Source organism: Amycolatopsis acidiphila (genome assembly GCF_021391495.1).
Classification (GTDB): Bacteria; Actinomycetota; Actinomycetes; order Mycobacteriales; family Pseudonocardiaceae; genus Amycolatopsis_E; species Amycolatopsis_E acidiphila.
This window is the reverse complement of the sequence record NZ_CP090063.1, coordinates 368,820-393,470: the sequence shown is the minus strand read 5'-3', so window position 1 is coordinate 393,470 and position 24,651 is coordinate 368,820. Positions and strand designations below refer to the sequence as shown.

At 70.3% G+C, this 24,651-nt stretch carries 29 protein-coding genes; 12 read left to right on the top strand and 17 right to left on the bottom strand.

Annotated elements, in window-relative coordinates:
* Window positions 1-22: 22 nt before the first annotated feature.
* The 3 genes from LWP59_RS02030 to LWP59_RS02020 all read right to left on the bottom strand — a co-directional run bounded on the left by LWP59_RS02030 (window position 23) and on the right by LWP59_RS02020 (window position 2,916).
* Complete coding sequence (locus LWP59_RS02030; RefSeq protein WP_144646159.1) at window positions 23-712, bottom strand: response regulator transcription factor; 690 nt, start codon at window positions 710-712, stop codon at window positions 23-25.
* The gene (locus tag LWP59_RS02025) at window positions 709-1,917 is read right to left on the bottom strand and encodes a sensor histidine kinase (protein ID WP_144646157.1); all 1,209 of its coding nucleotides are present in this window, start codon (window positions 1,915-1,917) and stop codon (window positions 709-711) included. Before LWP59_RS02025 ends, LWP59_RS02030 begins: the two co-directional genes overlap by 4 nt.
* Window positions 1,918-2,058: 141 nt before the next feature.
* Entirely contained in the window at window positions 2,059-2,916 is an 858-nt protein-coding gene (locus tag LWP59_RS02020) for an oxidoreductase (protein ID WP_144646155.1), read from the bottom strand.
* A 66-nt stretch (window positions 2,917-2,982) separates the two neighbouring features.
* Here LWP59_RS02020 and LWP59_RS02015 point away from each other — a divergent pair, with 66 nt between their 5' ends.
* Window positions 2,983-3,618: a helix-turn-helix domain-containing protein gene (locus LWP59_RS02015; RefSeq protein ID WP_144646153.1), complete on the top strand. Its 636-nt coding sequence runs from the start codon at window positions 2,983-2,985 to the stop codon at window positions 3,616-3,618.
* A 36-nt stretch (window positions 3,619-3,654) separates the two neighbouring features.
* On the opposite strand, the gene LWP59_RS02010 is transcribed toward LWP59_RS02015, so the two are convergent.
* From LWP59_RS02010 to LWP59_RS01995, 4 genes are all read right to left on the bottom strand, one after another.
* On the bottom strand, window positions 3,655-4,404 hold the full coding sequence (locus tag LWP59_RS02010; protein WP_144646151.1) for a phosphoglyceromutase: 750 nt from the start codon (window positions 4,402-4,404) through the stop codon (window positions 3,655-3,657).
* Between the two features lie 583 nt (window positions 4,405-4,987).
* On the bottom strand, window positions 4,988-5,500 hold the full coding sequence (locus LWP59_RS02005) for a type III secretion system chaperone family protein (RefSeq protein WP_144646363.1): 513 nt from the start codon (window positions 5,498-5,500) through the stop codon (window positions 4,988-4,990).
* The gene (gene mshA / locus LWP59_RS02000) at window positions 5,497-6,795 is read right to left on the bottom strand and encodes a D-inositol-3-phosphate glycosyltransferase (RefSeq protein ID WP_186383664.1); all 1,299 of its coding nucleotides are present in this window, start codon (window positions 6,793-6,795) and stop codon (window positions 5,497-5,499) included. Before mshA ends, LWP59_RS02005 begins: the two co-directional genes overlap by 4 nt.
* Window positions 6,796-6,908: 113 nt before the next feature.
* Window positions 6,909-8,078, bottom strand: a complete 1,170-nt coding sequence (locus LWP59_RS01995; RefSeq protein WP_191334846.1) for a L,D-transpeptidase — start codon at window positions 8,076-8,078, stop codon at window positions 6,909-6,911.
* Window positions 8,079-8,170: 92 nt separating this feature from the next.
* Between LWP59_RS01995 and LWP59_RS01990 the strand changes: the two genes are divergently transcribed.
* Window positions 8,171-8,905 carry an SDR family NAD(P)-dependent oxidoreductase gene (locus LWP59_RS01990; protein ID WP_144633017.1) on the top strand — a complete coding sequence of 245 codons (735 nt, stop codon included), beginning with the start codon at window positions 8,171-8,173 and terminating at the stop codon, window positions 8,903-8,905.
* Here LWP59_RS01990 and LWP59_RS01985 read toward each other — a convergent pair.
* Window positions 8,897-9,937 (bottom strand): UDP-N-acetylmuramate dehydrogenase, encoded by a 1,041-nt coding sequence (locus LWP59_RS01985; protein WP_144633015.1) that lies wholly within the window; start codon window positions 9,935-9,937, stop codon window positions 8,897-8,899. The genes LWP59_RS01990 and LWP59_RS01985 overlap by 9 nt on opposite strands.
* Window positions 9,938-9,963: 26 nt before the next feature.
* Between LWP59_RS01985 and LWP59_RS01980 the strand changes: the two genes are divergently transcribed.
* The 7 genes from LWP59_RS01980 (at window position 9,964) to purU (ending at window position 15,054) form a co-directional block, all read left to right on the top strand.
* Window positions 9,964-10,464 (top strand): DUF2505 domain-containing protein, encoded by a 501-nt coding sequence (locus LWP59_RS01980; protein WP_144633013.1) that lies wholly within the window; start codon window positions 9,964-9,966, stop codon window positions 10,462-10,464.
* Window positions 10,443-11,234 (top strand): methyltransferase domain-containing protein, encoded by a 792-nt coding sequence (locus LWP59_RS01975; protein WP_144633011.1) that lies wholly within the window; start codon window positions 10,443-10,445, stop codon window positions 11,232-11,234. The genes LWP59_RS01980 and LWP59_RS01975 overlap by 22 nt, the downstream gene beginning before the upstream one ends.
* A gap of 115 nt (window positions 11,235-11,349) precedes the next feature.
* On the top strand, window positions 11,350-12,057 hold the full coding sequence (locus tag LWP59_RS01970; protein WP_144633009.1) for a GNAT family N-acetyltransferase: 708 nt from the start codon (window positions 11,350-11,352) through the stop codon (window positions 12,055-12,057).
* 68 nt (window positions 12,058-12,125) lie between these two features.
* Window positions 12,126-12,860 (top strand): lysophospholipid acyltransferase family protein, encoded by a 735-nt coding sequence (locus tag LWP59_RS01965; RefSeq protein ID WP_229857966.1) that lies wholly within the window; start codon window positions 12,126-12,128, stop codon window positions 12,858-12,860.
* Window positions 12,853-13,569: a DedA family protein gene (locus LWP59_RS01960; RefSeq protein WP_144633005.1), complete on the top strand. Its 717-nt coding sequence runs from the start codon at window positions 12,853-12,855 to the stop codon at window positions 13,567-13,569. Before LWP59_RS01965 ends, LWP59_RS01960 begins: the two co-directional genes overlap by 8 nt.
* Window positions 13,454-14,170, top strand: coding sequence for a maleylpyruvate isomerase family mycothiol-dependent enzyme (locus tag LWP59_RS01955; protein WP_144633003.1), 717 nt, complete (start codon window positions 13,454-13,456; stop codon window positions 14,168-14,170). The genes LWP59_RS01960 and LWP59_RS01955 overlap by 116 nt, the downstream gene beginning before the upstream one ends.
* 23 nt (window positions 14,171-14,193) lie before the next feature.
* Window positions 14,194-15,054, top strand: a complete 861-nt coding sequence (gene purU, locus LWP59_RS01950) for a formyltetrahydrofolate deformylase (protein ID WP_144633001.1) — start codon at window positions 14,194-14,196, stop codon at window positions 15,052-15,054.
* Here the strand turns inward: purU and LWP59_RS01945 are convergent.
* Entirely contained in the window at window positions 15,051-15,797 is a 747-nt protein-coding gene (locus LWP59_RS01945; RefSeq protein ID WP_186383027.1) for a hypothetical protein, read from the bottom strand. The genes purU and LWP59_RS01945 overlap by 4 nt on opposite strands.
* 153 nt (window positions 15,798-15,950) lie before the next feature.
* Between LWP59_RS01945 and LWP59_RS01940 the strand changes: the two genes are divergently transcribed.
* Window positions 15,951-16,967: a phosphatidylinositol-specific phospholipase C domain-containing protein gene (locus LWP59_RS01940; RefSeq protein ID WP_144632999.1), complete on the top strand. Its 1,017-nt coding sequence runs from the start codon at window positions 15,951-15,953 to the stop codon at window positions 16,965-16,967.
* Between the two features lie 44 nt (window positions 16,968-17,011).
* Here LWP59_RS01940 and LWP59_RS01935 read toward each other — a convergent pair whose 3' ends face one another.
* The 3 genes from LWP59_RS01935 to LWP59_RS01925 form a co-directional block, all read right to left on the bottom strand.
* Window positions 17,012-18,022, bottom strand: a complete 1,011-nt coding sequence (locus tag LWP59_RS01935; RefSeq protein ID WP_144632997.1) for an NADP-dependent oxidoreductase — start codon at window positions 18,020-18,022, stop codon at window positions 17,012-17,014.
* 178 nt (window positions 18,023-18,200) lie between these two features.
* The gene (locus tag LWP59_RS01930; RefSeq protein ID WP_144632995.1) at window positions 18,201-18,635 is read right to left on the bottom strand and encodes an SRPBCC family protein; all 435 of its coding nucleotides are present in this window, start codon (window positions 18,633-18,635) and stop codon (window positions 18,201-18,203) included.
* 46 nt (window positions 18,636-18,681) lie between these two features.
* Entirely contained in the window at window positions 18,682-19,596 is a 915-nt protein-coding gene (locus LWP59_RS01925) for an ABC transporter substrate-binding protein (RefSeq protein ID WP_144632993.1), read from the bottom strand.
* Between the two features lie 101 nt (window positions 19,597-19,697).
* Here LWP59_RS01925 and LWP59_RS01920 point away from each other — a divergent pair, with 101 nt between their 5' ends.
* Together LWP59_RS01920 and LWP59_RS01915 are read left to right on the top strand one after the other, a co-directional pair.
* Window positions 19,698-20,384, top strand: a complete 687-nt coding sequence (locus tag LWP59_RS01920; protein WP_144632991.1) for an ABC transporter permease — start codon at window positions 19,698-19,700, stop codon at window positions 20,382-20,384.
* Complete coding sequence (locus tag LWP59_RS01915) at window positions 20,357-21,103, top strand: ABC transporter permease (protein ID WP_144632989.1); 747 nt, start codon at window positions 20,357-20,359, stop codon at window positions 21,101-21,103. The genes LWP59_RS01920 and LWP59_RS01915 overlap by 28 nt, the downstream gene beginning before the upstream one ends.
* Here LWP59_RS01915 and LWP59_RS01910 read toward each other — a convergent pair.
* The 5 genes from LWP59_RS01910 to LWP59_RS01890 all read right to left on the bottom strand — a co-directional run bounded on the left by LWP59_RS01910 (window position 21,039) and on the right by LWP59_RS01890 (window position 24,542).
* Window positions 21,039-22,511: an aromatic amino acid lyase gene (locus LWP59_RS01910; protein WP_229857971.1), complete on the bottom strand. Its 1,473-nt coding sequence runs from the start codon at window positions 22,509-22,511 to the stop codon at window positions 21,039-21,041. The two genes, LWP59_RS01915 and LWP59_RS01910, sit on opposite strands and share 65 nt — an antisense overlap.
* Window positions 22,508-23,059 (bottom strand): YbaK/EbsC family protein, encoded by a 552-nt coding sequence (locus LWP59_RS01905; RefSeq protein ID WP_144632987.1) that lies wholly within the window; start codon window positions 23,057-23,059, stop codon window positions 22,508-22,510. The genes LWP59_RS01910 and LWP59_RS01905 overlap by 4 nt, the downstream gene beginning before the upstream one ends.
* A 54-nt stretch (window positions 23,060-23,113) precedes the next feature.
* Window positions 23,114-23,410: a DUF2516 family protein gene (locus tag LWP59_RS01900; protein ID WP_144632985.1), complete on the bottom strand. Its 297-nt coding sequence runs from the start codon at window positions 23,408-23,410 to the stop codon at window positions 23,114-23,116.
* A 114-nt stretch (window positions 23,411-23,524) separates the two neighbouring features.
* Complete coding sequence (locus LWP59_RS01895; protein WP_144632983.1) at window positions 23,525-24,151, bottom strand: hypothetical protein; 627 nt, start codon at window positions 24,149-24,151, stop codon at window positions 23,525-23,527.
* Complete coding sequence (locus tag LWP59_RS01890; RefSeq protein ID WP_144633067.1) at window positions 24,129-24,542, bottom strand: helix-turn-helix domain-containing protein; 414 nt, start codon at window positions 24,540-24,542, stop codon at window positions 24,129-24,131. The genes LWP59_RS01895 and LWP59_RS01890 overlap by 23 nt, the downstream gene beginning before the upstream one ends.
* Window positions 24,543-24,651 lie beyond the last annotated feature (109 nt).

Below are 24,651 nucleotides of genomic sequence, written 5' to 3'. Positions count from 1 at the left end.
CCTACGCTACCCGGAAGGCGGCTTAAGTCTCGAACTTGTAACCAAGACCGCGCACCGTCACCAGGTGCCGCGGCGAGCCCGGGTCGGGCTCGATCTTCGATCGCAGCCGTTTGACGTGCACATCCAGGGTCTTGGTGTCGCCGACGTAGTCCGCGCCCCACACCCTGTCGATCAGCTGGCCGCGGGTCAGTACCCGGCCGACGTTGCGCAGCAGGTACTCCAGCAGGTCGAACTCCTTGAGCGGCAGCGAGACCTCGGCGCCGTCCACGGTCACCACGTGCCGCTCGACGTCCATCCGCACGGGTCCGGCCGCCAGCACCAACGGCGCGAGCTCGCCCTCCCCGCCGTTCTCGCCGCCGCGGCGCAGCACCGCGCGCACCCGCGCGATCAGCTCGCGGGCCGAGTAGGGCTTGGTGACGTAGTCGTCGGCGCCCAGCTCCAGGCCGACCACCTTGTCGATCTCGCTGTCCCGCGCGGTCACCATGATCACCGGAACGGCCGAGCGCTGCCGCAGCTGCTTGCACACGTCGGTGCCGCTCATCCCGGGCAGCATCAGGTCCAGCAGCACTATGTCGGCGCCGTTGCGGTCGAACTCCTCCAGCGCCTGCTGGCCGTTGCCTGCCACGGCGGCGGTGAAGCCCTCCTTGCGCAGGAGGAAGGCCAACGGGTCGGCGAACGACTCCTCGTCCTCGACGATGAGCACCCTCGTCACTGTTTTCCTCCCTGTTCCGGACTGGTCACCACGAGCCGGGGTATCCGCTCGGGGGTTTCGGGGGCAGTGCTGTGGGCGCTACCGTTGCCGCTCGCGCCCTGGTAGACCGGCAGCCGCAGGGTGAACGTCGAACCGGTGCCCTGCAGGCTCCACAACTTGACCTCGCCACCGTGGTTCGCGGCGACGTGCTTGACGATCGCCAGGCCCAGCCCGGTGCCGCCGGTGGCGCGCGAGCGCGCCTTGTCCGCCCGGTAGAAGCGCTCGAAGACCCGCTGCTGGTCCTCCTCGCCGATGCCGATGCCGCGGTCGGTCACCGCGATCTCGACCATGTCGTCGGCGCGCCGCCTGCTGACCGACACCGGGCTGCCCGCGGGCGAGTACGCGATGGCGTTCTCGAGCAGGTTGGACAGCGCGGTGACCAGCAGCGTCCGGTCGCCCTCGATGAGCAGCCCGCTCGGCGCGTCGGCGGTCACCTGGATGTCCGCGGACTCGGCGGACAGCTTCGTGCGGCCGAGTGCCTCCCGGACGACGGCGTCCACCTCGACGACGTTGAGGTCCGGCAGCCGCTCGGCGCCCTGCAGCCGGGACAGCGCGATGAGCTCGGTGACGAGGGTGCCGAGCCGGGTCGACTCGTGCAGGATCTTGCCGCCGAACCGGCGCACCTCCTCGACGTCCTCAGCGGCGTCCAGCACCGCCTCGGTGAGCAACGCGATCGCGCCGACGGGGGTCTTGAGCTCGTGGCTGACGTTGGCGACGAAGTCGCGGCGGACCGCCTCCAGCCGTGCCGCCTCGGAGTGGTCGACCGCCTCGACCACGGTGAACCCGTCGCCGAGCGGCCGGACGTGCCCGACCACGGCCTCGGGCTGGCGGCCGCGGGCCTCCAGCGGCGAGAGGTCGACCTCGACGCCCTCGTCGGTCTCGATGACCTGTTCGCTGGCCTGGCGGGCCCGGTTGTCCGCGCGGTTGTCCCGGACCAGCCCGAGCGTCTCGGCGCGGTTGTTGTGCAACACCATGTCGCCGAAGCGGTTGAGGACGACGACCCCGTTGTTGGAGGAGCGCACCAGGCGCAACAGCAGCTCCGCCACTGTCGGCCCGGCCGGGCGACGGTCCGCCCGCCGGTGCCGGCCCCGCGCGACCAGGGAGCCGGTGACCGTGCCGACGACCAGGCAGCCGACAGCCAGGGCGAGTGCAGCACTCACGCTCACGGTTGAATCGTAAGCACGAAGATGTCCGTTTGACCTAGCCTTGGCAGGCCAGTCGTGACGCCTCTGACACCTCCAGGGGAACTGTTGGCCCCGGGTTAAGGCCCTGTTCACGCACCCGCCGCCCGGCCGTGACTGCCACCGTCACCGGATCGGGTCGAGTTGGCGCAGCTCCTCTTCGGACAGTCGCAGCGCGCCGGCGGCGATGTTCTCCTCGAGGTGTGCGGGATTTCCGGTGCCCGGAATGGCGAGCACATGTGCCCCCTGGTGCAAGGTCCAGACCAGCCGGAGCTGCGCGGCGGTCACGCCGTGTGCCCGTGCGAGTGCCAGCACGGCCTCGTCCTCGTGCCCGTGCGCGACGGAGAAGAACGGCACGAACGCGATGCCCTGCTCGCCGCAGAGCCGCAGCAGCTCGTCGTCCTCGCGCCGGACGCCGAGGCCGTACTGGTTCTGCACGCAGACGACCGGCGCGACCGCCTGTGCCTCGGCCAGGTGCTCCGGTCCGACGTTCGAGATGCCCAGATGCCGGATCAAGCCCTCTTCGCGCAGTTCGGCGAGCACCCCGAAGCGCTCGGCGAGGGAGCCGGTGCCGCGCTCGAGCCCCTGGCCTATGCGCAGGTTGACCACGTCGAGGTGGTCGCGGCCCAGCTGGCGCAGGTTCTCCTCGACCTGGCCGCGCAGCTGCTCCGGGCGCGCGGTGAGGAACTCGCCCGACGGGTCGCGGCCGGGGCCGACCTTGGAGGTGATCACCAGGTCTTCGGGGTACGGCCGGAGCGCGGCGTTGATCAGCTCGTTGGCCGAGAGCTGGGGCGAGAAGTAGAAGGCGGCGGTGTCGATGTGGTTGACACCGAGCTCGACCGCCCGGCGCAGCACCGCGATGGAGCGGTCGCGGTCGGGGGGCGTGCCGGTGAGCCGCATGGCGCCGAAGCCCATCCGGTTGACGGTGCGGTCGCCCAGCTGCCAGGTACCCGCCGCGGCGGCGGTGATCGTTTCCGTTGTCATGCGCCCAGCTTGCGTCGGTGCTTCGCGGCACGCCCGCCCTTGGCAACTTGCTGCCACACTGGAGTCATGGAGGTCACCGGAGAGGTCGTGACGGTACGCGGCGAGGCCGAGCTGTTCGCCCGCACGGCGCATCTGTTCGCGGCCGCCGGTGACGTCGCCTGCGCCGCCAACGACATGCACACCTGGACGGCGTCCCGGCAGGTGGCGGAGTCCGAGGCGACCGACCGGACGGTCCGCAAGCTGTACCGGCCGGCGGTGCTGCTCGACCCCGGGCAGGTCCAGCACCTGCGGGAGCGCAAGCGGTTCGGCGCGCAGATCCGGATCACGTCGGACGAGATCAACGAGACGATCATCCTCGACCGGCGGCTCGCGATCCTCGCCGGTGACCTTTCGGCCGGCGAGCGGAGCTACAGCGTCGTGACGCGGCCCGAGGTCGTGCAGAGCGTGACTTCGCTGTTCAACGCGGCCTGGCGCGCGGCGACCGAGCTCGAGGTGTTCGAGATGCGGTTCGCCGAGATCCGCGTGCTGGCACCGCGGATACTCGAGGTGCTGGCGTCGGGGTGCAAGGACGAGACCGCCGCACGCACGCTGGGCCTCGGGCTGCGGACGTACCGGCGCCGGGTGGCCGAGCTGATGGCGGCGCTGGGCGCGACGTCCCGCTTCCAGGCCGGCGCCAGGGCGCGGGAGCTGGGCCTGGTCTGAGGCTGTGCGGCGGGGGCTCACCCCCGCCGCAGGCCGTCAGCGTCCTTGGGCGGCGACCGCCGCGGCGGCTTCCTTCGCCGCGGTCGGGTCGAGGTAGGTGCCGCCGGCGGTGACCGGCTTCAGGTCCTCGGTGAGGTCGTAGCGCAGCGGGATCCCGGTCGGGATGTTCAGCCCGGCGATCGCGTCGTCGGAGATGCCGTCGAGGTGCTTCACCAGCGCGCGCAGCGAGTTGCCGTGCGCGGCGACCAGCACTGTCCGGCCCGCGCGCAGGTCCGGCACGATGGCCGACTCCCAGTAGGGCAGCAGCCGCGCGACGACGTCCTTGAGGCATTCGGTCAGCGGTGCCGTGTCGCCGAGGTCGGCGTAGCGCGCGTCGCCGTCCTGGCTGAACTCGCTGCCGCGCTCGATCGGGGGCGGCGGCACGTCGTACGAGCGGCGCCAGAGCATGAACTGGTCCTCGCCGAACTCGTCGCGCACCTGCTTCTTGTTCTTGCCCTGCAGTGCGCCGTAGTGCCGCTCGTTGAGCCGCCAGCTGCGGCGGACGTCGATCCAGTGCCGGTCGGCGACGTCGAGCGCGATGTTCGCGGTGGAGATCGCCCGGCGGAGCAGGGAGGTGTGCACCACGTCGGGCAGCAGGCCGGTCTCCGCGAGCAGTTCGCCGCCGCGCCGCGCCTCGGCTTCGCCCTGCCCGGACAGGGGCACATCGACCCAGCCGGTGAACAGGTTCTCCGCGTTCCAGGTGCTCTGCCCGTGCCGGAGCAGCACCAACGTCCCAAGTTCGGCCATGCGCCAAGCGTGCCAGAACGTCACCCGGACCGGCACCAGGGGCCGCCCCACAGGGTGCTCTACACACAGTGCGTTACCAATCGGTAACGGGATCGATCGGCGCGGGGAAACGCCCCCCAGAAGCAGCGCGGGAAGTGACACTTGCTGCGTTCTGTTAACACACGTTATGAAGTTCACTCGAATGGAGTATCGAGTAGTCTTGTGATTACTGGTGGATATCTGACAAGTTGACTTACGTCCCGCACCGCTGGATTCCACGCACTCCCCAGCGGTGACGGGGTACGACCGCAGCTCGTCTCCCCCCTGCCGAGCTGCGGCCCCGCCGGCCCCGTTGGCACTCCCCCTCGCCACCGGGTCCACAGCGGCGGGAGCGTCAGCGGGGCGGCTCGAGTTCGCGACTCCCCCTCCCTCGAGCCGTCCCGCCTCCCGCCGAGCATGTTCGCGCTTCGCACTCCCCTGCGTCGGCGATCACTCCTCCCTTCTGGGGGTCGAACCCCCAGACCCCCGCCAGGAGGGCTTCGCCCCCTGGACCCCCATCACGGCTGGGCCAAGTGTGCACGGGCGCGGGCGGAGGGTTGCGTTGTCAGTCGGTGAGGGTGCCGGGGGTGTGCGGGCGGGCCGGTTCCACCAGGTGTTTGAAGGCTTCCAGGTTCGCTAGTGACTCGCCGCGGGAGACGCGCCAGTCCCACTCGCGCTTGATCGAGGTCGCGAAGCCGATCTCCAGGATCGTGTTGAAGTCCCCGTCCGCGGCTTCGAGCACCTGGCCCAGCAGCTTGTCCAGCTCCTCCTCGGTCACGGTGGTCAGGCCCAGCTTGCCCACGAGGTAGATGTCGCCCAGTGCGTCCACCGTGTAGTGCACGCCGTACAGCTTGGCGTTCCGGCGCAGCAGGAACCGGTAGACCTCCTCGTGCGCCTCGTCCGGGTGCCGGCACACGAAGGCCTCCACCGCGAAGGCGTGCTCCCGCATGATCAGCCAGCAGTTCGTCTGCAGCTTCTTCGTGCCCGGCAGGGTCACGAAGTACCGGCCCTCGCCCTTCCTGTCGTACTTCAGCTCCGCCTTGTCCAGGGTGGACTGGATCACCTGGTCGATGCTCAAACCGCAACCTCCGGCCGTAGGGCGTTTCGGAACGAGTGCGCTGCCGCCGCGTAAGTGTCCAGCAGCGCGCCGGTGGTGCGCTCCCAGGAGAACCGCCGGGCATGGTGCACGGCATTGGCCGCGAGCTCGGCCCGCCGATCCGGCCGGAGGGCGACACTCGCCAGCGCGCCGGCCCAGTCCTGCGCCGAGTGCGACGGCACCAGCAAACCGGACACGCCGTGCGCCACGGCCACCGGCAGCCCGCCGACCTCGGCCGCGACCACGGGCGTCCCGCACGCCTGCGCTTCCAGCGCGACCAGCCCGAACGACTCGTTGTAGCTGGGCACCGCCACCACGTCGGCGGCGCGGTAAACCTCGGCGAGCACCTCACCGGGCTGTGGCGGCAGGAACCGCGTCTGCTCCTGGATGCCGAGCGCGACGGCCAACTCGCGCAACGCCTGCGGCTGCTCGAGCCCCGTCCCCGACGGGCCGCCGACGACCAGCACGACCAGCCGCTTCCGCAGCTCCGGCTTCTGCTCCAGCAGCCGCGCGGCCGCGTGCAGCAGCACGTCGGGCGCCTTGAGCGGCTGGATGCGCCCGGCGAAGGCGAGCACGACCGCGTCCTGCGGCAGGCCGAGCGTCTCGCGGGCGGCGCGCTGCGACCCGGGCGTGAAGCGTTCGAGGTCGACGCCCGGTTCGACGGTGTGCACCGCGTGCGGGTCGGCGTCGTAGAGGCTGACCAGCTGCCGGGCCTCGACGGGAGTGTTGGCGATCAGGCAGTCCGCCTCGGCGACCACCTGCTCCTCACCGAACACCCGCGTGCGCGGCTCGGGCTTGTCACCTTCGGCGAGCGCGGCGTTCTTGACCTTCGCGAGCGTGTGCGCGGTGTGCACCAGCGGCACCCCCCAGCGGTCGCGCGCCAGCCAGCCGACCTGGCCGGAGAGCCAGTAGTGCGAGTGGATCAGGTCGTAGTAGCCGGGCTCGTGGAACGCCTCCGCCCGCAGTACGCCCGAGGTGAACGAGCACAGCTGGGCGGGCAGCTCGTCGCGGCCCAGCGGTTCGAAGGGGCCCGCGGGGATGTGGCGCACGAGCACGCCGGGCGCGAGCTCCGTGACGGGCGGCTGGTCCGACGAGGTCGCCCTGGTGAACACCTCGACGCAGATCCCGCGCCGCGCCATTTCCACGGCTGTATGCGTGATGTATACGTTCATCCCGCCGGCGTCGCCGGTGCCCGGTTGTTCCAGCGGTGAGGTGTGCACGGACAGCACCGCGACCCTGCGCGGCCAAATCGTCGAAGTCCGTCGAGATCCGCGCAGCAAGATCGTCACCCTGGTTCACTCCCGTGTGTGTCGGCCGCCAGGAAGCGGAGGGCCCGCCCCTCTACGCAACACCGGCGGACCCCTGTCATCTTCCCCAAAGGGCACCAGGGCTACACCGCGGACTTGGCCTGCCAGGCCGACCAGGACACGAGCCAGTCCATGACGTCCGAATTGACCGGACCACCGAGCCGGGAACCGGTGATCTCGACCGGGTCGCCGATCAGCGCGGAGTCGAAGAAGTTCTTCGCGTCCGCTTCGAGCAGGTTGACGCAGCCGTGCGAGGTGTTGACCTTGCCGATGTTCGCCGCGTTGTCCTGGTTCTCGTGGATGAACTCGCCGTGGTTGGAGATCCGGCAGGCCCACTTCTTGTTGACGTTCGTGTAGCCGTAGCGCGCGTTGTCGAAGATCGCGCTCGGCTCCTTGCTCATGACGACGAACGTGCCGTTGGGCGTGTTGCGGTTCACGTCGGCGTCGAGGCCGTTGCTGCACGGATAGCTCTTGACCTTCGCGCCGCCGCGGTAGACGTGCATCAGGTGGTCGGTCGTGTGGATCTTCACGACCTGGTTGCGCCCGATCTTGAACTTCGTACTCACGTCGGCCCGCGCGTAGGCGCCTCCGCCCAGGTCGATGCCGTACAGCTTCGCGCCTACGTTCACCTGGATGTTCGCCGGCCAGTACTCCTTCGGCCGGAAGTCCACCTGCCGGTCGGAGAGCCACCCCCACGAGCCCTCGACGTGCTTGCTCGTCTCGATCGCGAGCGCCTTCTCGACCTCGGCCTTGTTCGCCACGTCGCCGGTGAACTTGACGCTGACCGGCATCCCGACGCCGACCTCGGCGTTGTCGGCCGGGTTGACGGTCACCCGGATCTGCTGGCTCGGGGTCAGCGTGCTGAAGCTGCCGCTCAACTGCGCGGGCTTGCCGTCGGCGCCGGTCGCCGTGGCGGCGTAGGTGTAGGTCTTGCCGTAGCCGAGGACGTCACTGCTGGTCCAGACCGTGCGGTCGGCGTTGAACGAGCCCGCGACGGCCTTGCCGTCTGCGTTGGTGACCTTGACGTAGGTCAGGGCGCCGTCGGCGACCCGCACGGTGATCGGCCGGCGGACCGGCACGTCCTTGGCGTCGACGGCCGGTTCCGCGGTGAGCTTCGCGACAGGCTTGCTCTCGGTCGGCTGCCCGCCCCCGTCGGGCCGGCCCCCGTCCTCCCCGCCACCGCTGCACGCCGCCACGACCGCTCCCACGCCCGCGACCAGGGCGGCCTTGACCACCACGCGTCTGTCCATCAGGTGCTGCCTCCCGCATTCCAGTCGTATCCAGGCGTCCACGGCACCCGGCTCCCCGCGATATCCGGCTGTCCCCCGCTGGGAGTATGGGCGGCATGAGCGAACGAACCGCAGTCATCACCGGGGCCAGCGCGGGTATCGGCGAAGCCACCGCTCGCGCCCTGGCCGCGGCCGGTTTCCACGTCGTGCTCGGCGCCCGCAGGCTCGACCGCCTGGAGAAGCTGGCCGCCGAGCTGTCCGGTACCGCCCACTCACTGGACGTCACCGACCCCGCCTCGGTTGCCGCTTTTGTCCAGCGGATTCCAGAATGCCACGTCCTGGTGAACAACGCGGGCGGTGCCCGCGGGCTCGAGCGCGTCGTCGACGCCGACGAGGACAACTGGCGCTGGATGTGGGAGACCAACGTGCTGGGCACGCTGCGGCTCACGAAGGCGTTGCTGCCCAAGCTCATCTCCTCCGGCGACGGGCACGTGATCACTGTGACCTCGATCGCCGGGCACGAGGTGTACGACGGCGGTTCGGGCTACACGGCGGCCAAGCACGCGCAGGCGGCGCTGCACCAGACGCTGCGCTCGGAGCACCTCGGCGACCCGGTGCGGATCACCGAGATCATCCCGGGCATGGTCGAGACGGACTTCTCGGCCAACCGGTTTGGCGGCGACACCGAGCGCGCGGCGAAGGTCTACCAGGGCGTCACGCCGCTGTCCCCGCAGGACGTCGCCGAGGTGATCGCGTTCGCGGCGACCCGGCCGTCACACGTGAACCTGGACTCGATCGTGCTCAAGCCGCGTGCGCAGCTCAACGGCTCCCGGACGTTCCGCTCAGAGTGAGCAGTTGATCAGCAGCGGTTCCGGGTGGAGGGTCACGCCGAACTTCGCGCGGACGCCGTCGCGGACCTCCGCGGCCAGCGCGAGCAGGTCGGCGGTGCTGGCGTCGCCCCGGTTGGTCAGCGCCAGGGTGTGCTTCGTCGACAGCGTGACCCGGCCGCCGGGGCCCTCGTGGCCCTTGCGGAAGCCGGCGCGCTCGATCAGCCACGCGGCGGAGAGCTTCACCCCGCCGTCTGCCGGGTACTGCGGCACCGGCGTGTCCACTGCCTCCGCGATCCGCGCCAGCACCGGCGCCAGCTCGGCCTCCGGCACGATCGGGTTGGTGAAGAAGGAGCCCGCGCTCCACGTGTCGTGGTCGGCGGCGTCGAGGACCATGCCCTTGCCCCGCCGCAGCGTGAGCACGGCCTGCCGGGCGTCGGCGGCGGGCACCCGGGCGCCGAGTTCGACGCCGAGCGTCCGGGCCAGCTCGGCGTAGCGGACCGGGGCGGACAGGCCGTCGCCGCGCAGGGCGAACCGGACGCTGAGCACGATCCCGGCGTCCGTGCCCTTGAGCACGCTGGTCCGGTAGGCGAACCCCAGGTCGGTGGCGCTCATCGTGCCGGTCTCGCCGGTGCGCCGGTCGTAGCACTCGACCGAGGTCAGCAGGTCGGCGACCTCACAGCCGTAGGCGCCGACGTTCTGGATGGGGGTCGCGCCCACCGAGCCGGGGATGCCGGAGAGGCATTCGAGGCCGCCGAGGCCCGCCTCGACCATCGCGGCGACGAACTCGTCCCAGTTCTGCCCGGCGGCGACCTCGACGGTCTCGCCGTCGACGCGCCAGCCGCGGGTCGCGATCTTGACCACCGTGCCGTCGAACCCGTCGTCGCCGACCACCAGGTTCGAGCCGCCGCCGAGCAGGAGCACCCGGTCCTCGGCCGCGTGGACCGCGCTGAGCAGGTCTTCCGTGGTCTCGGCGACGACGAACCGGCGGGCGGGGCCGCCCAGGCGCAGCGTCGTGTGCTCGGCCAGGGCGGTCCGGGTTTCGACTGGTGTCACGGGGTCAAACGGTACTGTCTCCGGTCATGGCATCCCGTATCGAGCACCACGCCGTGTTCTCGCAAGGCGTTGACGAGGTGTTCGCCGCCCAGACGAGCGAGCCGGCGCTGCGGGCCCGGCTGGCCGAGGCCGGCGGCGAGAACGCGGCCCTGCTCGACTACACGCCGACCGCGGAGGGCGTCCGCTTCAGCCTGCGCCAGGGCGTAGGTGCCGACAAGCTGCCGTCGATCGTGCGCAGCCTGCACAGCGGGGACCTTGCCGTGGACCGGCAGGAGAACTGGACCCGCACGGGCGAGGGGTACACCGGGATAGCCAGGGGCACGGTGAGCGGCGTGCCCGGCGAGATCAACGTCCGCACCGAACTCAGAGCCGAGGGCGGAAAGACCGTGCTGCGCGCGAACGGGGAGGTGAAGATCCGCATCCCGCTCGTCGGGGGCAAGCTCGAGGGCTTCGTCGCGGACCAGATCACCAAGCTGCTCAAGCGCGAGGTCGAGTTGTCCGCGCAGTGGCTCGCGGAAAACTCCTAGGCACCCCGACCCGAGGAACCACCAACCCCAACCGCCTGCGCCGGGTGGACCGCTGGCTCACCGCTTCGCCACGCGTCGCCGCCCTCCTGCGCCACGCGGCGGACCCCCTGGTGGTCGACCTCGGGTACGGCGCGTCCGGCATCACGACCATGGAGCTCGCACACAGGTTGCATACGATCTGTGCGCGGGTTCGGGTACTCGGTCTCGAGCTCGATCCCGAACGGGTCGCGGCCGCGTTGCCCCTTGCCGAGCCACCGTGGCTGGACTTCCGCCAGGGCGGGTTCGAGCTCGCGGACGCTAGGCCCGTCGTCGTCCGCGCGTTCAACGTGCTGCGGCAGTACGCCGAGGACGAGGTGCCCGGCGCGTGGAAGCTGATCCTCGACCGGATGGCGCCCGGCGGACTGCTCGTCGAGGGCACCTGCGACGAGATCGGCAGGCTCAGCTCCTGGGTGGCCCTCTCGCCGGACGGTCCGTTGAGCCTGACGGTGTCCTACAAGCTCAGCACCCTCGACCGACCGTCCACAGTGGCCGAACGGCTGCCGAAGGCGCTCATCCACCGCAACGTTCCCGGCGAGCCGGTCCACGAATTCCTGTCGCTTTTGGACAGTTGCTGGACGGCCGCGGCGCCGCACCAGGCGTTCGGCGTACGCTTCCGCTGGCTGCGGACGATCGACCTGCTGCGGGCCCGCGGGTGGCCGGTGCTCGACGGCCCACGGCGCTGGCGGCTCGGCGAGCTGACCGTGCCGTGGCACACGGTCGCACCGCTGTGAATAGGGACAGCCCCACCTTTTCCCGAGGGTCACCGGTACGGGCGATCCCCGACTTCTCCCCGATATAGCCCGAAATGCCTGGTGAGGGACTGATCGACGGGTCCACGATCAGCCCATGACAACGCTCATCGACACCCGGTACCAGGCGGTGGTCACCACCGATCCGGCGCTCGTCGCCGCTTGTCAGAACCTGCGGCAGCAGGTGTTCTCGGCCGAGTTCGGCACGACGGAGGACCGGGACGAGTTCGACGACATCTGCGAGCACCTTGCCGTGCTGCACGACGGCGAAGTGGTCGGGACCTACCGGATGCTGCTGCCTGGACGCGGCGAACGGCTTTACGCACAAGGAGAATTCGCGCTCGACGCGCTCCCGCCGGTGCGGCCGGAGCTCGTCGAGATCGGCCGGTCCTGCGTGCATCCCGAGCACCGCAGCGGCGCGGTGATCAACCTGATGTGGGCGACGATGGGCCGGTACGTGCAGTCGGCCGGCTACCGCCATCTCGCCGGCTGCGCCTCGGTGTCGCTGGCCGACGGCGGCGTCGCGGCGGCGAACACCTGGGAGCTGACCCGGGCCAAGCACCTCGCTCCGCCGGAGCTGCGCGTCGAACCGCACCGGCCGTGGATTCCCTTGCCCCGCACCCGACAGCGGCCGACCTACGCGGCCGTGCCCCCGCTGTTGCGCGGCTACCTCCGGCTCGGCGCGTGGGTCTGCGGGCCGCCCGCACACGACCCCGAGTTCGCCGTCGCGGACTTCTTCACCCTGCTGTCGTTCGACCAGGTCGGCGAGCGGTACCGGCGGTACTTCTTCGAGGACGCCGGATGAACCCGTGGGCCATCTGTTCACCGTGTACACCGCGCTGCGTCACCTCAACGCGACCTGACGTGACCACAATGCAAGCTGTGCGGCGGTGGCGCGGGGCGCTCACGGTGCTGGCGGGCGCGGGTTCCGCCGTGCGAAACGGCGGCCTTCGTCCGCCGGCGCGGCGGCTGCTCACGGAACTGGGGGTCGAGGTGGCGACCGACAACGACCGGCTCGCCGCGCCCGATGCGCGTGGTTCGCTGATCGTCGCGAACCACCTGTCCTGGCTGGACATCGTCACCGCGCTGGCGATCGAGCCGACCGCGTTCCTTGCCAAGCGCGAGGTCGGCCGCTGGCCGCTCATCGGCGGGCTCGCCCGGCGGTGCGGGACCATGTTCATCGGCCGGAACGAGCTGAGGGGACTGCCTGCCGTCGTCGCCGACCTGGCGGGCGCACTGCGTTCCGGCAGGTCGGTGCTGGTGTTCCCCGAGGGCACGACGTGGTGCGGCCGGTGCGGTGGCGGCGAGTTCCGCCGGGCCCCGTTCCAGGCGGCCATCGACGCGCGGGCGCCGATCCGGCCGCTGACCTTCGAATACCTGCAGGGCGACGAGCCGAGCACGGTGGCGTCCTTCGTCGGCGACGACACGTTGCTCGCTTCGCTGCGGCGGGTGACTCAGGCGAGCGACCTGCAGGTCCGGGTGACGGCGCACGACGCGTTCGAGCCCGACGGCGACCGGCGCGAGCTGGCCGCGCGGGCCGAAGCGAGTGTCCGGTCGGTCCTCACCTCCGCACGGCCTCGCGGCATCCGTCAGGCCGCTCATGTTTGAGCTGCTGGACAGCATCAGCGAGCTGCTCCGGGGGACACTCGCCTCGCCGTGGTTGTGGCTGATCGTGTTCGCGGTGTCCGCGCTCGACGCGCTGCTGCCGTTCATGCCCAGCGAGACCACGGTGGTGACGGTCGCGGTGCTGCTGGGGCCCGACCTGCCGCGGCTGGCCCTGCTGGTCGCGACGGCCGCGCTCGGCGCGCTGGCCGGCGACTGCCTGTCCCACTGGATCGGCCGCCGTGCGGGGCCGCGGATGCTCGCCCGGCTGCAACGCGGTGAACGCGGGCAGGCCCGCTACGAGTGGGCGCAGACGCAGGTGGACCGGCACAACGCGCTGCTGATCGTCGCGGCCCGGTACCTGCCCGGCGGGCGCGTCGCGAGCGGCCTGGCGACCGGCAGCATGGGCGTGCCGTGGTCCCGGTTCGTCGCGCTCGACGTGCTCGGCACGTGTATATGGGCGGTATACAGCGTGTGTATCGGTTGTGTGGGCGGGATGGCGTTCGCCGACTCGCCCGGCAAGGGGCTGGTGCTGTCGTTCGCGATCGGCCTGCTCCTGGTGGGCGCGATCGAGCTCGTGCGCCGGATACGCTCGCGGCATGCGGCACGAGGACTTTCTGACGGCGATCCGGACCCATTGCGATGCCCTGCGCTCGGCAGCACTGGCAGCCGGCCCGGAGGCCACCGTGCCCACGTGCCCGAGGTGGACCGTTAGCCGCCTGGTCGGTCATCTCGGCCGGGTCCAGTCCTGGGTGGTCAAGGCGCTGGCCGATCCGAGCGGAAAGGACGTCAAGCCCGATCGCCCGCCCGAGGACTGGGACGAGCTGCTGGCCTGGTGGGACGGCCGGCGCACGACCATGCTCGACAACCTCACCGACGCGCAGGCGCCGGCCTGGCTGCCGTTCACGCGATACCCGCAGGTGGCGGGCTCGTGGGCGCGGCGGCAGGCGCATGAGGCCGCCATCCACCGGCTGGACGGCGAGCACGCGCTGAACGCCGAGCCAACCCTGGTCTTCGACCCCGAGTTCGCCGCGGACGGCATCGACGAGCTGATCGCGTGGATGGTGCCGACGCGCCAGGACTGGTCGAAGTCGGAGTTCGAGGGCACCGTGCTGCTGCACGCGACCGACGCCGCCCGCACCTGGGCCGTCCGGCTGGCGCCCGGCGCCCCGCCGTCGATCAGCCCCGACGAGGTCGAGGCCGACGTGACGATCGCCGGTCCGGCGGACGCGGTCTACCGGCGGGTCTGGGGCCGGCCGAGCAGCGCCGTGGTCACCGGGGAAACGGCGCTGCTGGAGCCCCTCGCATCGCCCTGAGCTGCACCGGGGAAGATGACAGGGTGTCCGAACGACGTTATGTGATCACCTTCGGCTGCCCAGACCGCACCGGCATCGTCGCGCGGGTGTCCTCGTTCCTCGCGGACGCCGGCGGTTGGATCGTCGAAGCGGCCTACCACACCGATCAGGACACCGGCTGGTTCTTCACCCGCCAGGAGGTGCGCGCGGACTCGCTGCCGTTCGGCGTCGACGAGTTGCGGACCCGTTTCGCGGAGGTCGCGTCGTCGCTGTCGGCGGAGTCGAACTGGCGGGTCGAGGACACCGGGGTCCGCCGCCGCGTGGTGATCCTGGTGTCGAAGGACGGGCACTGCCTGTACGACCTGCTGGGCCGGGTGGCGTCGGGCGAGCTCGACGTCGACGTGCGCGCGGTGATCGGCAACCACGACTCGCTGGCGGGGATCACGCGAGCGCACGGCATTCCGTTCCACCACGTGCCTTTTCCGGCCGGCGACAAGGCGGCGGCGTTCGCGGAGCTCCGGAAGCTGGTCGACGAGCACGACCCGCACGCGGTCGTGCTGGCGCGGTTCATGCAGATCCTGCCGCCCGACCTGTGCGTGGCGTGGGCCGGGCGCGCGGTCAACATCCACCACAGCTTCCTGCCGTCGTTCATCGGGGCGCGGCCGTACCACCAGGCGCACCGGCGCGGCGTCAAGCTGATCGGCGCCACCTGCCACTACGTCACGGCGGACCTCGACGCGGGCCCGATCATCGAGCAGGACGTCATCCGCGTCGACCACGGGGACACGGTGTCCGACCTGGTCCGCAAGGGCCGCGACATCGAGAAGGTCACGCTCGCCCGCGGCCTGCGCTGGCACCTGGAAAGCCGTGTCCTGGTGCACGGCAACCGCACGGTGGTCTTCTAGCCGAACACCACCCAGGTCCCCGCGACGGCGATCGCGTAGAGGACGGCCGTCGCCTGGATGACGCGGGTCCGGCGGCGTTCCGGCCAGGTCGTGAAGCGCATCAGCCACGCGAGGGCCGGGACGACGAGGATCGCGTGCATGGCCACGAAATGCACGGGCTTCAACGCGCCCGCGGTGGTGTACGCCAGCTGTGGGTCACCGCCGCGGGAAACGCGCACCCCGTCCGCGATCATGATCGCGCCGACGGCCAGGGCGCCGATCAGGACGACCAGCCCGAACCGCAGTGCGAGCAGCATGCTCGGGGACAGCCCGCTCGTCGAGCGCAGCGCGGCGGCCGTGAACCCGGCGACGGTCACGATGATCACCGCGCCGCCGAGCGCGAGCGTCATCGACACGAGGGTGTCGAAGCCGGTCTCGAAGTTGAAGTGGGACGGGACGCCGCGCCACACCTGCATCGTCACGAGCGCGACCTCGACGACACTCACCACGGTGAAGGCGCCGAGGAGCGTGGTCCGCGTCCTTTCGTTCATGCGCAGGAAGGACGTCGCCCACGCGAGCGTCGCCAGCGTGAGCCCGAAGGAGAGCCCGAACGTCATCGCCTTCCGGTACGACAGCGGTCCCTCCCACGTGGTGCCGGAGGCCACCAGCACGACGAGGTGGACCAGACCACTCAGGAACAGGATCGCGCCCACCCGGTAGGCCACCCGCTCGACCGGCCGGACCCGCACTTGCAGCGTCGTCATGCCGTCGATGCTCGACCACGCACGGCGTCCGGTCGTCACCCTACGAACGGCTCTAACGCGTACGTTCCCTGTAGTACTACCTTCCCGTCAGACGTGAACCATTTTCTCGTAACGCGCGTCGGCCAGGGTTTTCCCGACGGGAAGGAGACCCCGATGAGGTTGGTCCGAGCACTGGGATTCCTGCTGGCCGCGGCACTGCTCACCGCGCCGCAGGCCATGGCGGCCGATACCGGCACGCTCAAGCTGTCGGAGGCAACGACGGTCGGTGTGCACAACACGTACACGAAGGATGCCTACAGCTATCTCGCCCAGGGCCTCGACGCCGGCAGCTCGCTGATCGAACTGGACGTCTGGGACAACATCCTGACCAAGACCTGGCAGGTCAGCCACGAGAACCCGCTCGGCAACGACAACAACTGCGTGCCCGCCTCGAACCTGTACGGCGGCAACCGGGACCAGTCGTTCGGCACCTGCCTCGCCGACATCCGGACGTGGCTCGCCGCCCACCCGAGCGCCGGGCCGGTCGTCGTCAAGGTCGAGCTGAAGCTCGGTTTCGACGACCGCGACGGCATGGGCCCTGACGAGTTCGACGCATACGTGCAGGCCAACGCGGGCAACGCCCTGTTCAAGCCGGCCGACCTCATCGGCTCTTACTCCACTTTGGACGATGCGGCCCGTGCGAACGCCTGGCCCACGCGAAGTGCGCTCGACGGCAAGATGATCCTCGAGGTCATCCCCGGCACGGTCGAGCAGTCCAACCCGACGGACACCCTGCACACCGACGTCGAGTACGCGACCTACCTGAAGAACCTCAAGGCCGCGGGCACGCTGGCCAACGCGACCGCGTTCGCCAGCGTCCTCGGCGCCAAGTCCGGAGACCCGCGGACCCAGTACGCCGACACGTCGATCCGGCCGTGGTTCGTGTTCTTCGACGGTGATGCCGGCGCGTACATCGACGGCGGCATCGACACGTCCTGGTACGACGCCAACCACTACTTCCTGATCATGACCGACGCCCAGAACGTGTCGCCCGCGATCGACGGCACCAACCCGACCGTTCAGCAGGCGACCGACCGCGTGCACCTGCTGGCCTCGCACCACGCCAGCATCGCCAGCGCCGACTGGCGCACCCTGACGACGGTGCTCCCGCTGGTCCTCCCGCGAGGCTGAGCCGAAGTGGCCGGGCTTCCGACGGGAGGCCCGGCCGCCGGGGTTCAGAGCCGGACGAGCATCTTCCCGGTGTTCGCGCCGGCGAGCATGTCGAGGAAAGCCTGTGGCGCGTTGCGGATGCCTTCTACCACGGTCTCGTGATGGCGCAGGCGCCCGTCCCTGACCAGCGGGGCGATCTCGGCGAGGAACCGTTCCCGCAGGTGGAGGTGGTCGCCGACGAGGAAGCCGCGCAGGGTCAGCCGCTTGCCGACGATCATCCCCAGGTTGCGTGGCGCGGCGGGCGGCTCGGTGGCGTTGTAGGCCGAGATCATGCCGCAGATCGCGAACCGGGCGTGCAGGTTCGCGTTCCCGATGGCCGCCTCGAGGTGCTCACCGCCGACGTTGTCGAAGTACACGTCGATGCCGTCCGGCGCGGCCTCGGCGAGCTGATCCGCGACCGGGCCGTTCTTGTAGTTGAACGCGGCGTCGAAGCCGAGGTCCTCGATGAGGTGCCGGACCTTCTCGTCGGAACCCGCGCTGCCGATGACCCGCTCGGCGCCCTTGAGCTTCGCGAGCTGTCCCGCGACGGAACCGACCGCTCCGGCCGCGCCGGAGACGAAGACGGTGTCGCCCTCCTTGAGCTGCGCGACGTCGAGCAAACCGGCGTACGCGGTCAAACCGGTCATGCCCAGCACGCCGAGGTACGCGCTCAGCGGCGCCGCGTCCGGGTCGACCTTCGTGGCCTGGCGAGCGTCGACGACGGCGTGCGTGCGCCAGCCGAGCCCGTGCAGCACGATGTCGCCAGGGCGGAATTCATCCACAGTGGACTCGACAACCTCGCCGATCGCGCCGCCGAGCATGGCCTCGCCGACCTTGTACGGCTCGACATAGGACTTGGCCGCCTTCATCCGGCCGCGCATGTACGGGTCGACGCTGATCTCCAGGTTGCGCACCAGGAGCTGCCCCGGGCCCGGGCTCGGGACCTCGGTGTCGACAACCTCGAAGTCGGCCGCTGTCGGCCAACCCTCCGGGCGGGACGCGAGGCGAACCTCGGTCGCGGTGGTCGTGGTGCTCACCGTTGGACTCCCTACGTCGATGTTCCGTGGGGACTACCCACGCTCACCGAGGTACAACACCCCGAACCGGGGCGCGGATTCCGCTTTGTGGCCCGGCTTACCCGTGGCACACAGCTCACCTGCGGGACCGGTCCGAGCCGGGGAGCGAATCACCGCTTCCCGGCTCGGACACCCGCCCTCAGGCCAGCTCGGCGAGCTTCCCGAGCACTCCGTCGTAGATCCGCTTCAGACCGGCCGGGGCGAAGGTCTTCTCGAAGAACCCGCCGATGCCGCCCGCGCCCTGCCAGGTCGTCTCGATGCGCACGACGCTGCCGTTGCCGGCCTCTCGCACGGTCCACGTGGTCACCATGCTGGAGTTCGCGTCGGTCTCGACGAGCTTGCCGGGCTCCGGCTCGGTCACGGTCGCCGCGACGTCGCGCACACGCTTCGAAGTGGCCTGCAGCTTCCACTTCGCCTTGGTGCCCGCACCCTTGCCGCCCTCGGTGACCTCGTAGTCCCGGTACTGCTCGGTCAGAATTCTGGGCCGGACGCCGGCATAGTCGGCGACGAGCTCGCGTACCTTCTCGGCCGGCGCGTCGATCGTCCGTTCCGCGGTGGCCGTGACCTGAGCCATTCTCACTCCCCGATTCCGTCGTGGTCGTCGACCGCGACTCTAGTGATCAGGCGAGCCCCTGCTTGGACAGCCAGTCCTTCGCGACGTCCGCCACCGTGTCGCCGTCCGCGTCGACCTGCTTGTTCAGATCGCGCAGCTCGGGCGTGGTCAGCTTCGCGCTCACCGCGTTGACCACCGCCGCGAAGTCCGCCCCGCGCTCGTCGAGCACCTTCTGGGTGACGGCGGGCACGATGTTCTCGGTCGAGACGATGTTCATGTCGTCCTGCAGCGCCGTGTAGTCCGGGTCCGCGGTCGGCGGGCTCACCGAGTCGACCGGGATCACCGTCACCGCGCCGGACTTCAGCTGCTCCAGGCGCGGGCCCGCCTCCTGGATGCTCTGGAACGTGACGTTCAGCTTGTAGGTGTCACGGAAGCCGACGAAGCAGTTGGCGCGGGTACCGCACTCCGGCGGACCACCGAGCACCACCTTGTCCAGCTTCTTCAGGTCGCTGATCTTGGTCAGCCCCTGCTGCTTCGCCAGGTCGGACTTCACGATGTAGGTGTTCTTGTTCTCGGCGGGCGCGTAGTTGAGCAGCCCGACGCCCGAGGGCTTGAACAGCTCGGCGAGCTTGGCGTGCTCGGAGTTCGCGTCCGTCGGCGCCTGCTCGTTGAACCCGCTGCTGATCGCCGCGCCTTGGTACTCCGGGATGAACTGCAGCTCACCCGACTTCAGCGACGGGTAGACCAGCTCGCGCGAGCCGATGTTGAACTTCCGCGTCACCGGATAGCCCTTGGCCTCCAGCGCCTGCGAGTACAGCTCGGCCAGGATCTGGCTGTCGGTGAAGTTGAACGAAGCCACGACGATCGGGCTCCCGCCCTTGCTCGGCGCGGCCGACTGGTCGTTCCCGCCACCACACGCGGCCAGGCCCAGCACCGCGGCGGCGATCACCACTCCCGCCTTGAAGCCCCTAGTCCAGCGCATCCTTCACCCTCCAGTTCGTGTGACGAGACGACCCTAGCCGCGCCCACCGACAGAAACCACATCCTGAGAAATCAGCCCCCTTGACGAACTATGCTCGCCCGGTGGGCGCAATCGTGCTGGCCGAGTCCGATCGGCCGCTGTTCGAGTGGCGGTGGGTCGAACGCAATGCGGACAACATCCTGCAGCGGCTCGGTGAGCACCTCGCGCTGACCGCGACGGCGCTCGCGATCGGGCTGGTCGTGTCGGTCGGGCTGGCCGTGCTGTCCCTGCGCTGGCGCTGGTTCTACCCGGTCGCACTGTCCACGGCGGGCGCGCTGTACGTGATCCCCAGCCTGGGCGCGTTCGCGCTCCTGGTGCCGTTCTTCGGGCTGTCGTTCACCACGGCGGTCATCCCGCTCGCGACGTACACCCTGCTGATCCTGCTGCGCAACATCGTCACCGGCATCCAGCAGGTGCCTGCCGACGTGCGCGAGGCCGCGGTCGGCATGGGCTTCACGCGGGCCAGGCTGCTGGTGAGCGTCGAGCTGCCACTGGCGCTGCCGGTCGTGATCGCGGGGCTGCGGGTCGCGGCGGTGACGACGATCGGGCTGGTCACGGTCACCTCGATGCTCGGCATGGGCGGCCTCGGGTTCTTCATCCGGCAGGGCATCCAGACCACCACCCCCAACCCGACGGCGATCATCGTCGGGATCGGGCTGTCCATCGTGCTGGCCGTCGTGGTCGACTTCCTGCTCTGGTTGTCGGAGCGGGCGCTCGCCCCGTGGGCGCGGAAGAAGGTGCGCGCGTGAGCAACATCTTCGCCGAGGCCTGGGACTGGCTGGGGCAGCCGAACCGGTGGAGCTGGAGCGACCCGGCCGGCATTCCCTATCGGACGGTCGAGCACCTGAGCTTTTCCGCGCTGTCGCTGGTCGTCGCGGCCGCGCTGACGATCCCGCCCGCGCTGTGGCTCGCGCACTACCGGCGCGGCGCGTTCCTCGCGAGCAGCGTGATCAACATCGGCCGGGCGATCCCGAGCTTCGGGCTGATCATCCTGTTCTGGTTCCTCGCCAGCCGCTGGGACGTGAACACCGATTTCTGGCCGCTGCTGATCGCGCTGGTCGCGCTCGCGCTCCCGCCGCTGTTCACGAACACCTACGCCGGGGTGATCTCGGTGGACGCCGACGCGGTGGACGCCGCCCGCGGCACGGGCTACACCGAGAGGCAGATCATGTTCCGGATGGAACTGCCGCTCGCGCTGCCGGTGATCCTGGCCGGCGCCAGGGTCGCCTTCCTGCAGCTGGTGGCAACGGTCGCGATCGGCGCGATCGTCAACGACGGGGGTGGCCTCGGCCGCTACATCGTGGACGGCTTCGCGCAGGGCCGGGCCGGCTACGGCGAGATCCTGGCCGGCGGCGTCGCGGTGATCGTGCTCGCGCTGCTCTGCGAGGGGATCTTTTCCCTGATCACCCGGTGGGCGGTGCCGAAGGGACTGACGGTCGAGAGCGCGCAGCAGCCACAAGTGCTGTGAGCTCGGGTCCGAGCGAACGGTCCTCGGCGACCGGGGGCACGACTTCGCCGATCCAGCGGTAACTGTCGCGTAGCGCGGGGGCGCCCGGTTCGCCACGCAGGACGTGTGCCTGGTGCGCGGCGATCAGTTCGCAGGCCGTGATCACGAGCAGGTGTTCGAGGGCGGCGCGCAGCTGCTCCCCGGCTTCGAGGGCGAAGACCTGGACGTCCTCCTGGCCCGCCGAGGTGTCGATGGACCCGAGTGAGGCCGGGGACGCCAACCGGCGAAGTGCGTGCAGTTCGCCGACCGCGCGCTTGTGCAGCGGCGCGAGCCCCGCCTGCGGTCCCGGGTCGGGCGTGAGCTGCGCGGGAAGGCCGCTGAAGCGCTCGTCGAGCAGCCGGTGCATCCGCTGCACGCTGATTTCCCCGACGTGCGCGAGAGCCGCCGACGCGGCGTCCATCCGCAGTCCGAGTTCGGCGGCGTGGAACCCCGCGGTCGAGGTGAACTCGCCGTCGAGGAACGACGGCGAGTCGGTCGGAGCGGCGAGCGTGCGCCTGGCGGACTCGTTGAGTGCAGCCAATATGCGACGCGTATACGCCAGGGCCTGCGGTCCCACGCGGACCGATACCGGCGCCTGCACGAGGGGCCGCGGCGCGCCGCCGTCGGTCAGGGTCCGGATGCGGGCGAGCACGTCCGCGAGGATGGGATCAAGCCCGGCCAGGTCGGGCCGGTAGATGCCGCGCGGCGCGCCGAGGGCGTCGATGGTCAGTGCGGTCGCGAGGATCTGGAGCTCGACGAGGTTCTCGCCCGTCGGGGCGCGGAGGATCGCGTGCGTGGTCGCGATGGGCGCGCCCTGGATGAAGGTGGTGCCCTCCTTGGGACCCGGCCGATAAGGCTCGATCCCGCGGCTCGCCAGAGCCTCGGCCGCAGACGTTCCATCGAGCATCGTGCCGAGTCCGAGGAAGGTCTGAAACGCGTGTGACAACGGGATGATCTCTCCGGCCGAACCGCTGCCGGTAGCCGGCACGGCGGGGACGAACCCGTCGTTGAGCCGGTCGGCCAGGAAGCACGCCGCGTCCGCGCTCGCCCCGGTTTCCGGTTCGAGGAGGTCGCGCAGGCGGATCGCGAACAGTGCACGCACGTCGTGTGCGGGCAGCCAGGGCGGCCCGCCGACAGCCCGTCCGACCAGCAGCCGTGACTGGTGTTCGGACTGCTGTTCGGAAGTGAGCGCCGTGCCCGCGAGCCGTCCCATGCCCGTGTTCACCCCGTATACAGGGTGTGCACCCTCGGTGAGCGCGGCGAGCACGACCTCGCGTTGCGCGGCGACGGCCTTGAGCAGCTGCTCGTCGAGCTGGACCTGCTCGCCGTCGGCGATGCGGCGGATCGCGGCGATGTCGAGGTCGCCGGGAGTGCGGACGAGGACGGTCACGCGACGGGCTTGGCGAGGTCCTCGATGACTTCGGCACCCGGCAGCGAGGCGAGCAGCTCGCCGGTCACCAGCAGCTTGCCCCCGCGAATGCCGCTGCCGATCACGAGCTCGGGCGAATCCGCGACCGCCTTGTCGATCAGGATGGGCCAGTCCGCGGGAAGCCCTACGGGGGTGATGCCGCCGTAGGCCATGCCGGTCAGCTCGACCGCCTCGTCCATCGGCGCGAACGACGCCTTGCGCACGTCGAGGCGACGCTTGATCACACCGTTGACGTCGGCGCGGGTGGTGGCGAGCACGAGCGCGGCGGCGTAGCGGACCTCGCCCGCACGCTTGCCGGCCACGACCACGCAGTTCGCGGAGGCCGACATGGGCGAGGAGTACGCCTCGCAGAATGCGCCGGTGTCCGCCAGCTCCGGGTCTATCTCGACGACGCCGGCATCGGGGCTTTCGAGCGCGGCCAGCGCCTTGGCGACCGGCTCCGCGAGGAGGTCGGTGCGCTGCTCGGCGGGTTCTACGGTCAGGGTCCCCGAGATGGTCCAGTTCCTCATGGCACCGAGATTAGCCGCGGTGCGCAACGCGTCCCTGAAGGGCGGTGCCGGCGGCTACCAGTTCTTGCCGCGGCGCTGGACCTCGATCAGCTTCGGGCGCACGTCGACGAGGTAGACCAGGACCGCGACGATCCCGGCGAGCCAGAACAGGGTGCCCGCTCCGCCGAAGCCGAACAGGCCCATGGCCACGGTGCCGGCGCCGGTGATGGCGAGCCAGATCGGTTTGGTCTTGCGGTCCGCCGCGGTGAACGCGTCCGATCGCTGCAGGAGGGCGTGGAAGAAGGCCGCGAGCCCGGCGAGGGTCCCGGCCCAACCGATGACCAGCATGATCCATTGCGCGATGAACGGCACCTGTCCAGCCTACGTCCCTTCGCCCCCGCCTGACCTGTCCCCTGTGACCAGAATGCCACGAACGGTCCGGCCGGCACACGGGATGCGCCGACCGGACCGTCCGGACAGAACTGCTTACTTGCTGTTCTTGGGGGTGGTGGAGCCGCTGGCGGGCTTCTTCGCCGCCGTCGTCGTGGTGCGGCGGGTGGTGCTCGCCGGCTTGCTGGCCGGAGTGGACTTCGGCGCGGCCTTCGGGGCCACGGTCTCCTCGGCGTCCTCGATCTTCGAGGCGACCTCGGAACTCTCCACGGCGACCTTCGCGCCACCGGTGCGGGTCTTCTTCGCGGCCAGGCCCAGGACCTCTTCGACCTTCTCGCGGGCCTCGGTGCTGACGCCCTCGACCTGGTCCAGGACGGCCTTCACGCGCGGCTCGGCGAGGAACTTGTCCCAGGCCTGCTCGCCGGTCTCGGCCAGCTTGTTGTACAGCTTGAGCGCGGCCTCGGTGTAGTCGTCGACCAGCTTGCGCAGCTCGACCGGGTCCAGCTTCTCGCGCAGCGTGGTCACCTCGGTGGGCAGCTCTTCGATGTTCTTGCGCGCGACCTCACCGCTCTCGGTGACCCGCTCCTTGGCCTTGCCGACGGCCTCGGAGACCGCCTGGCCGGCCAGGTTGCCGGCGCCGAGCGCGGCGAGCAGCGGCGTGCGGAGCTGCTCCACAGCGCTGTTCACGACCTTGCGCACGTCATCGGTCCGGGTGCTCGGCATGATGTTCACTCTCCTTCGTGGGAAGGTCTGGCGTGGTGGAGTTGCTGTGGTTGTTCTCGCGGCGGAACGACTCGTACACATCGAGCAGGACCTGCTTCTGCCGCTCCGTGAGTTCGGTGTCCGCGCGGACCGCGTCCGGCACCGGTCCCCCGGTGGGCAGATCGAGGATGCCGGCCTGCACGTAGAGCGCTTCGGCGGAAATCCGCAGACCCTTCGCGATCTGCTGCAGGATCTCCGCGCTCGGCTTGCGGACCCCCCGCTCGATCTGACTCAGGTACGGGTTGGACACTCCGGCGAGCTTCGACAGCTGCCGCAACGAGATCTTCGCGTTGCTGCGTTGCTGGCGGATGTACTCGCCGATGTCGGAAGCGATGTGACCGACCTTCTCCATCGGCCCCGCCTGCGAGCTGTCGAGGTTGTCTCCCTCGTCTGCCATCCGGCTCATCTCCTCGCGACATCTCTCAATGTACGCCCAACTGCTAGCTGCTGCAAGCGCCCTG

Coding starts and splice junctions, on each gene's coding strand:
- LWP59_RS01945 (WP_186383027.1), bottom strand. CDS start 15,797: ATGACGACGCTGCAAGTGCGGGTCCGGCCGGTCGAGCGGGTGGCCTAC.
- LWP59_RS01970 (WP_144633009.1), top strand. CDS start 11,350: ATGACAACGCTCATCGACACCCGGTACCAGGCGGTGGTCACCACCGAT.
- LWP59_RS01905 (WP_144632987.1), bottom strand. CDS start 23,059: ATGAGGAACTGGACCATCTCGGGGACCCTGACCGTAGAACCCGCCGAG.
- LWP59_RS02010 (WP_144646151.1), bottom strand. CDS start 4,404: ATGGCCGAACTTGGGACGTTGGTGCTGCTCCGGCACGGGCAGAGCACC.
- LWP59_RS01980 (WP_144633013.1), top strand. CDS start 9,964: ATGGCATCCCGTATCGAGCACCACGCCGTGTTCTCGCAAGGCGTTGAC.
- LWP59_RS02020 (WP_144646155.1), bottom strand. CDS start 2,916: ATGACAACGGAAACGATCACCGCCGCCGCGGCGGGTACCTGGCAGCTG.
- LWP59_RS02015 (WP_144646153.1), top strand. CDS start 2,983: ATGGAGGTCACCGGAGAGGTCGTGACGGTACGCGGCGAGGCCGAGCTG.
- LWP59_RS01930 (WP_144632995.1), bottom strand. CDS start 18,635: ATGGCTCAGGTCACGGCCACCGCGGAACGGACGATCGACGCGCCGGCC.
- LWP59_RS01890 (WP_144633067.1), bottom strand. CDS start 24,542: ATGGAGAAGGTCGGTCACATCGCTTCCGACATCGGCGAGTACATCCGC.
- LWP59_RS01925 (WP_144632993.1), bottom strand. CDS start 19,596: ATGCGCTGGACTAGGGGCTTCAAGGCGGGAGTGGTGATCGCCGCCGCG.
- LWP59_RS01955 (WP_144633003.1), top strand. CDS start 13,454: ATGCGGCACGAGGACTTTCTGACGGCGATCCGGACCCATTGCGATGCC.
- LWP59_RS01990 (WP_144633017.1), top strand. CDS start 8,171: ATGAGCGAACGAACCGCAGTCATCACCGGGGCCAGCGCGGGTATCGGC.
- LWP59_RS01965 (WP_229857966.1), top strand. CDS start 12,126: ATGCAAGCTGTGCGGCGGTGGCGCGGGGCGCTCACGGTGCTGGCGGGC.
- LWP59_RS01895 (WP_144632983.1), bottom strand. CDS start 24,151: ATGCCGAGCACCCGGACCGATGACGTGCGCAAGGTCGTGAACAGCGCT.
- LWP59_RS01940 (WP_144632999.1), top strand. CDS start 15,951: ATGAGGTTGGTCCGAGCACTGGGATTCCTGCTGGCCGCGGCACTGCTC.
- LWP59_RS01960 (WP_144633005.1), top strand. CDS start 12,853: ATGTTTGAGCTGCTGGACAGCATCAGCGAGCTGCTCCGGGGGACACTC.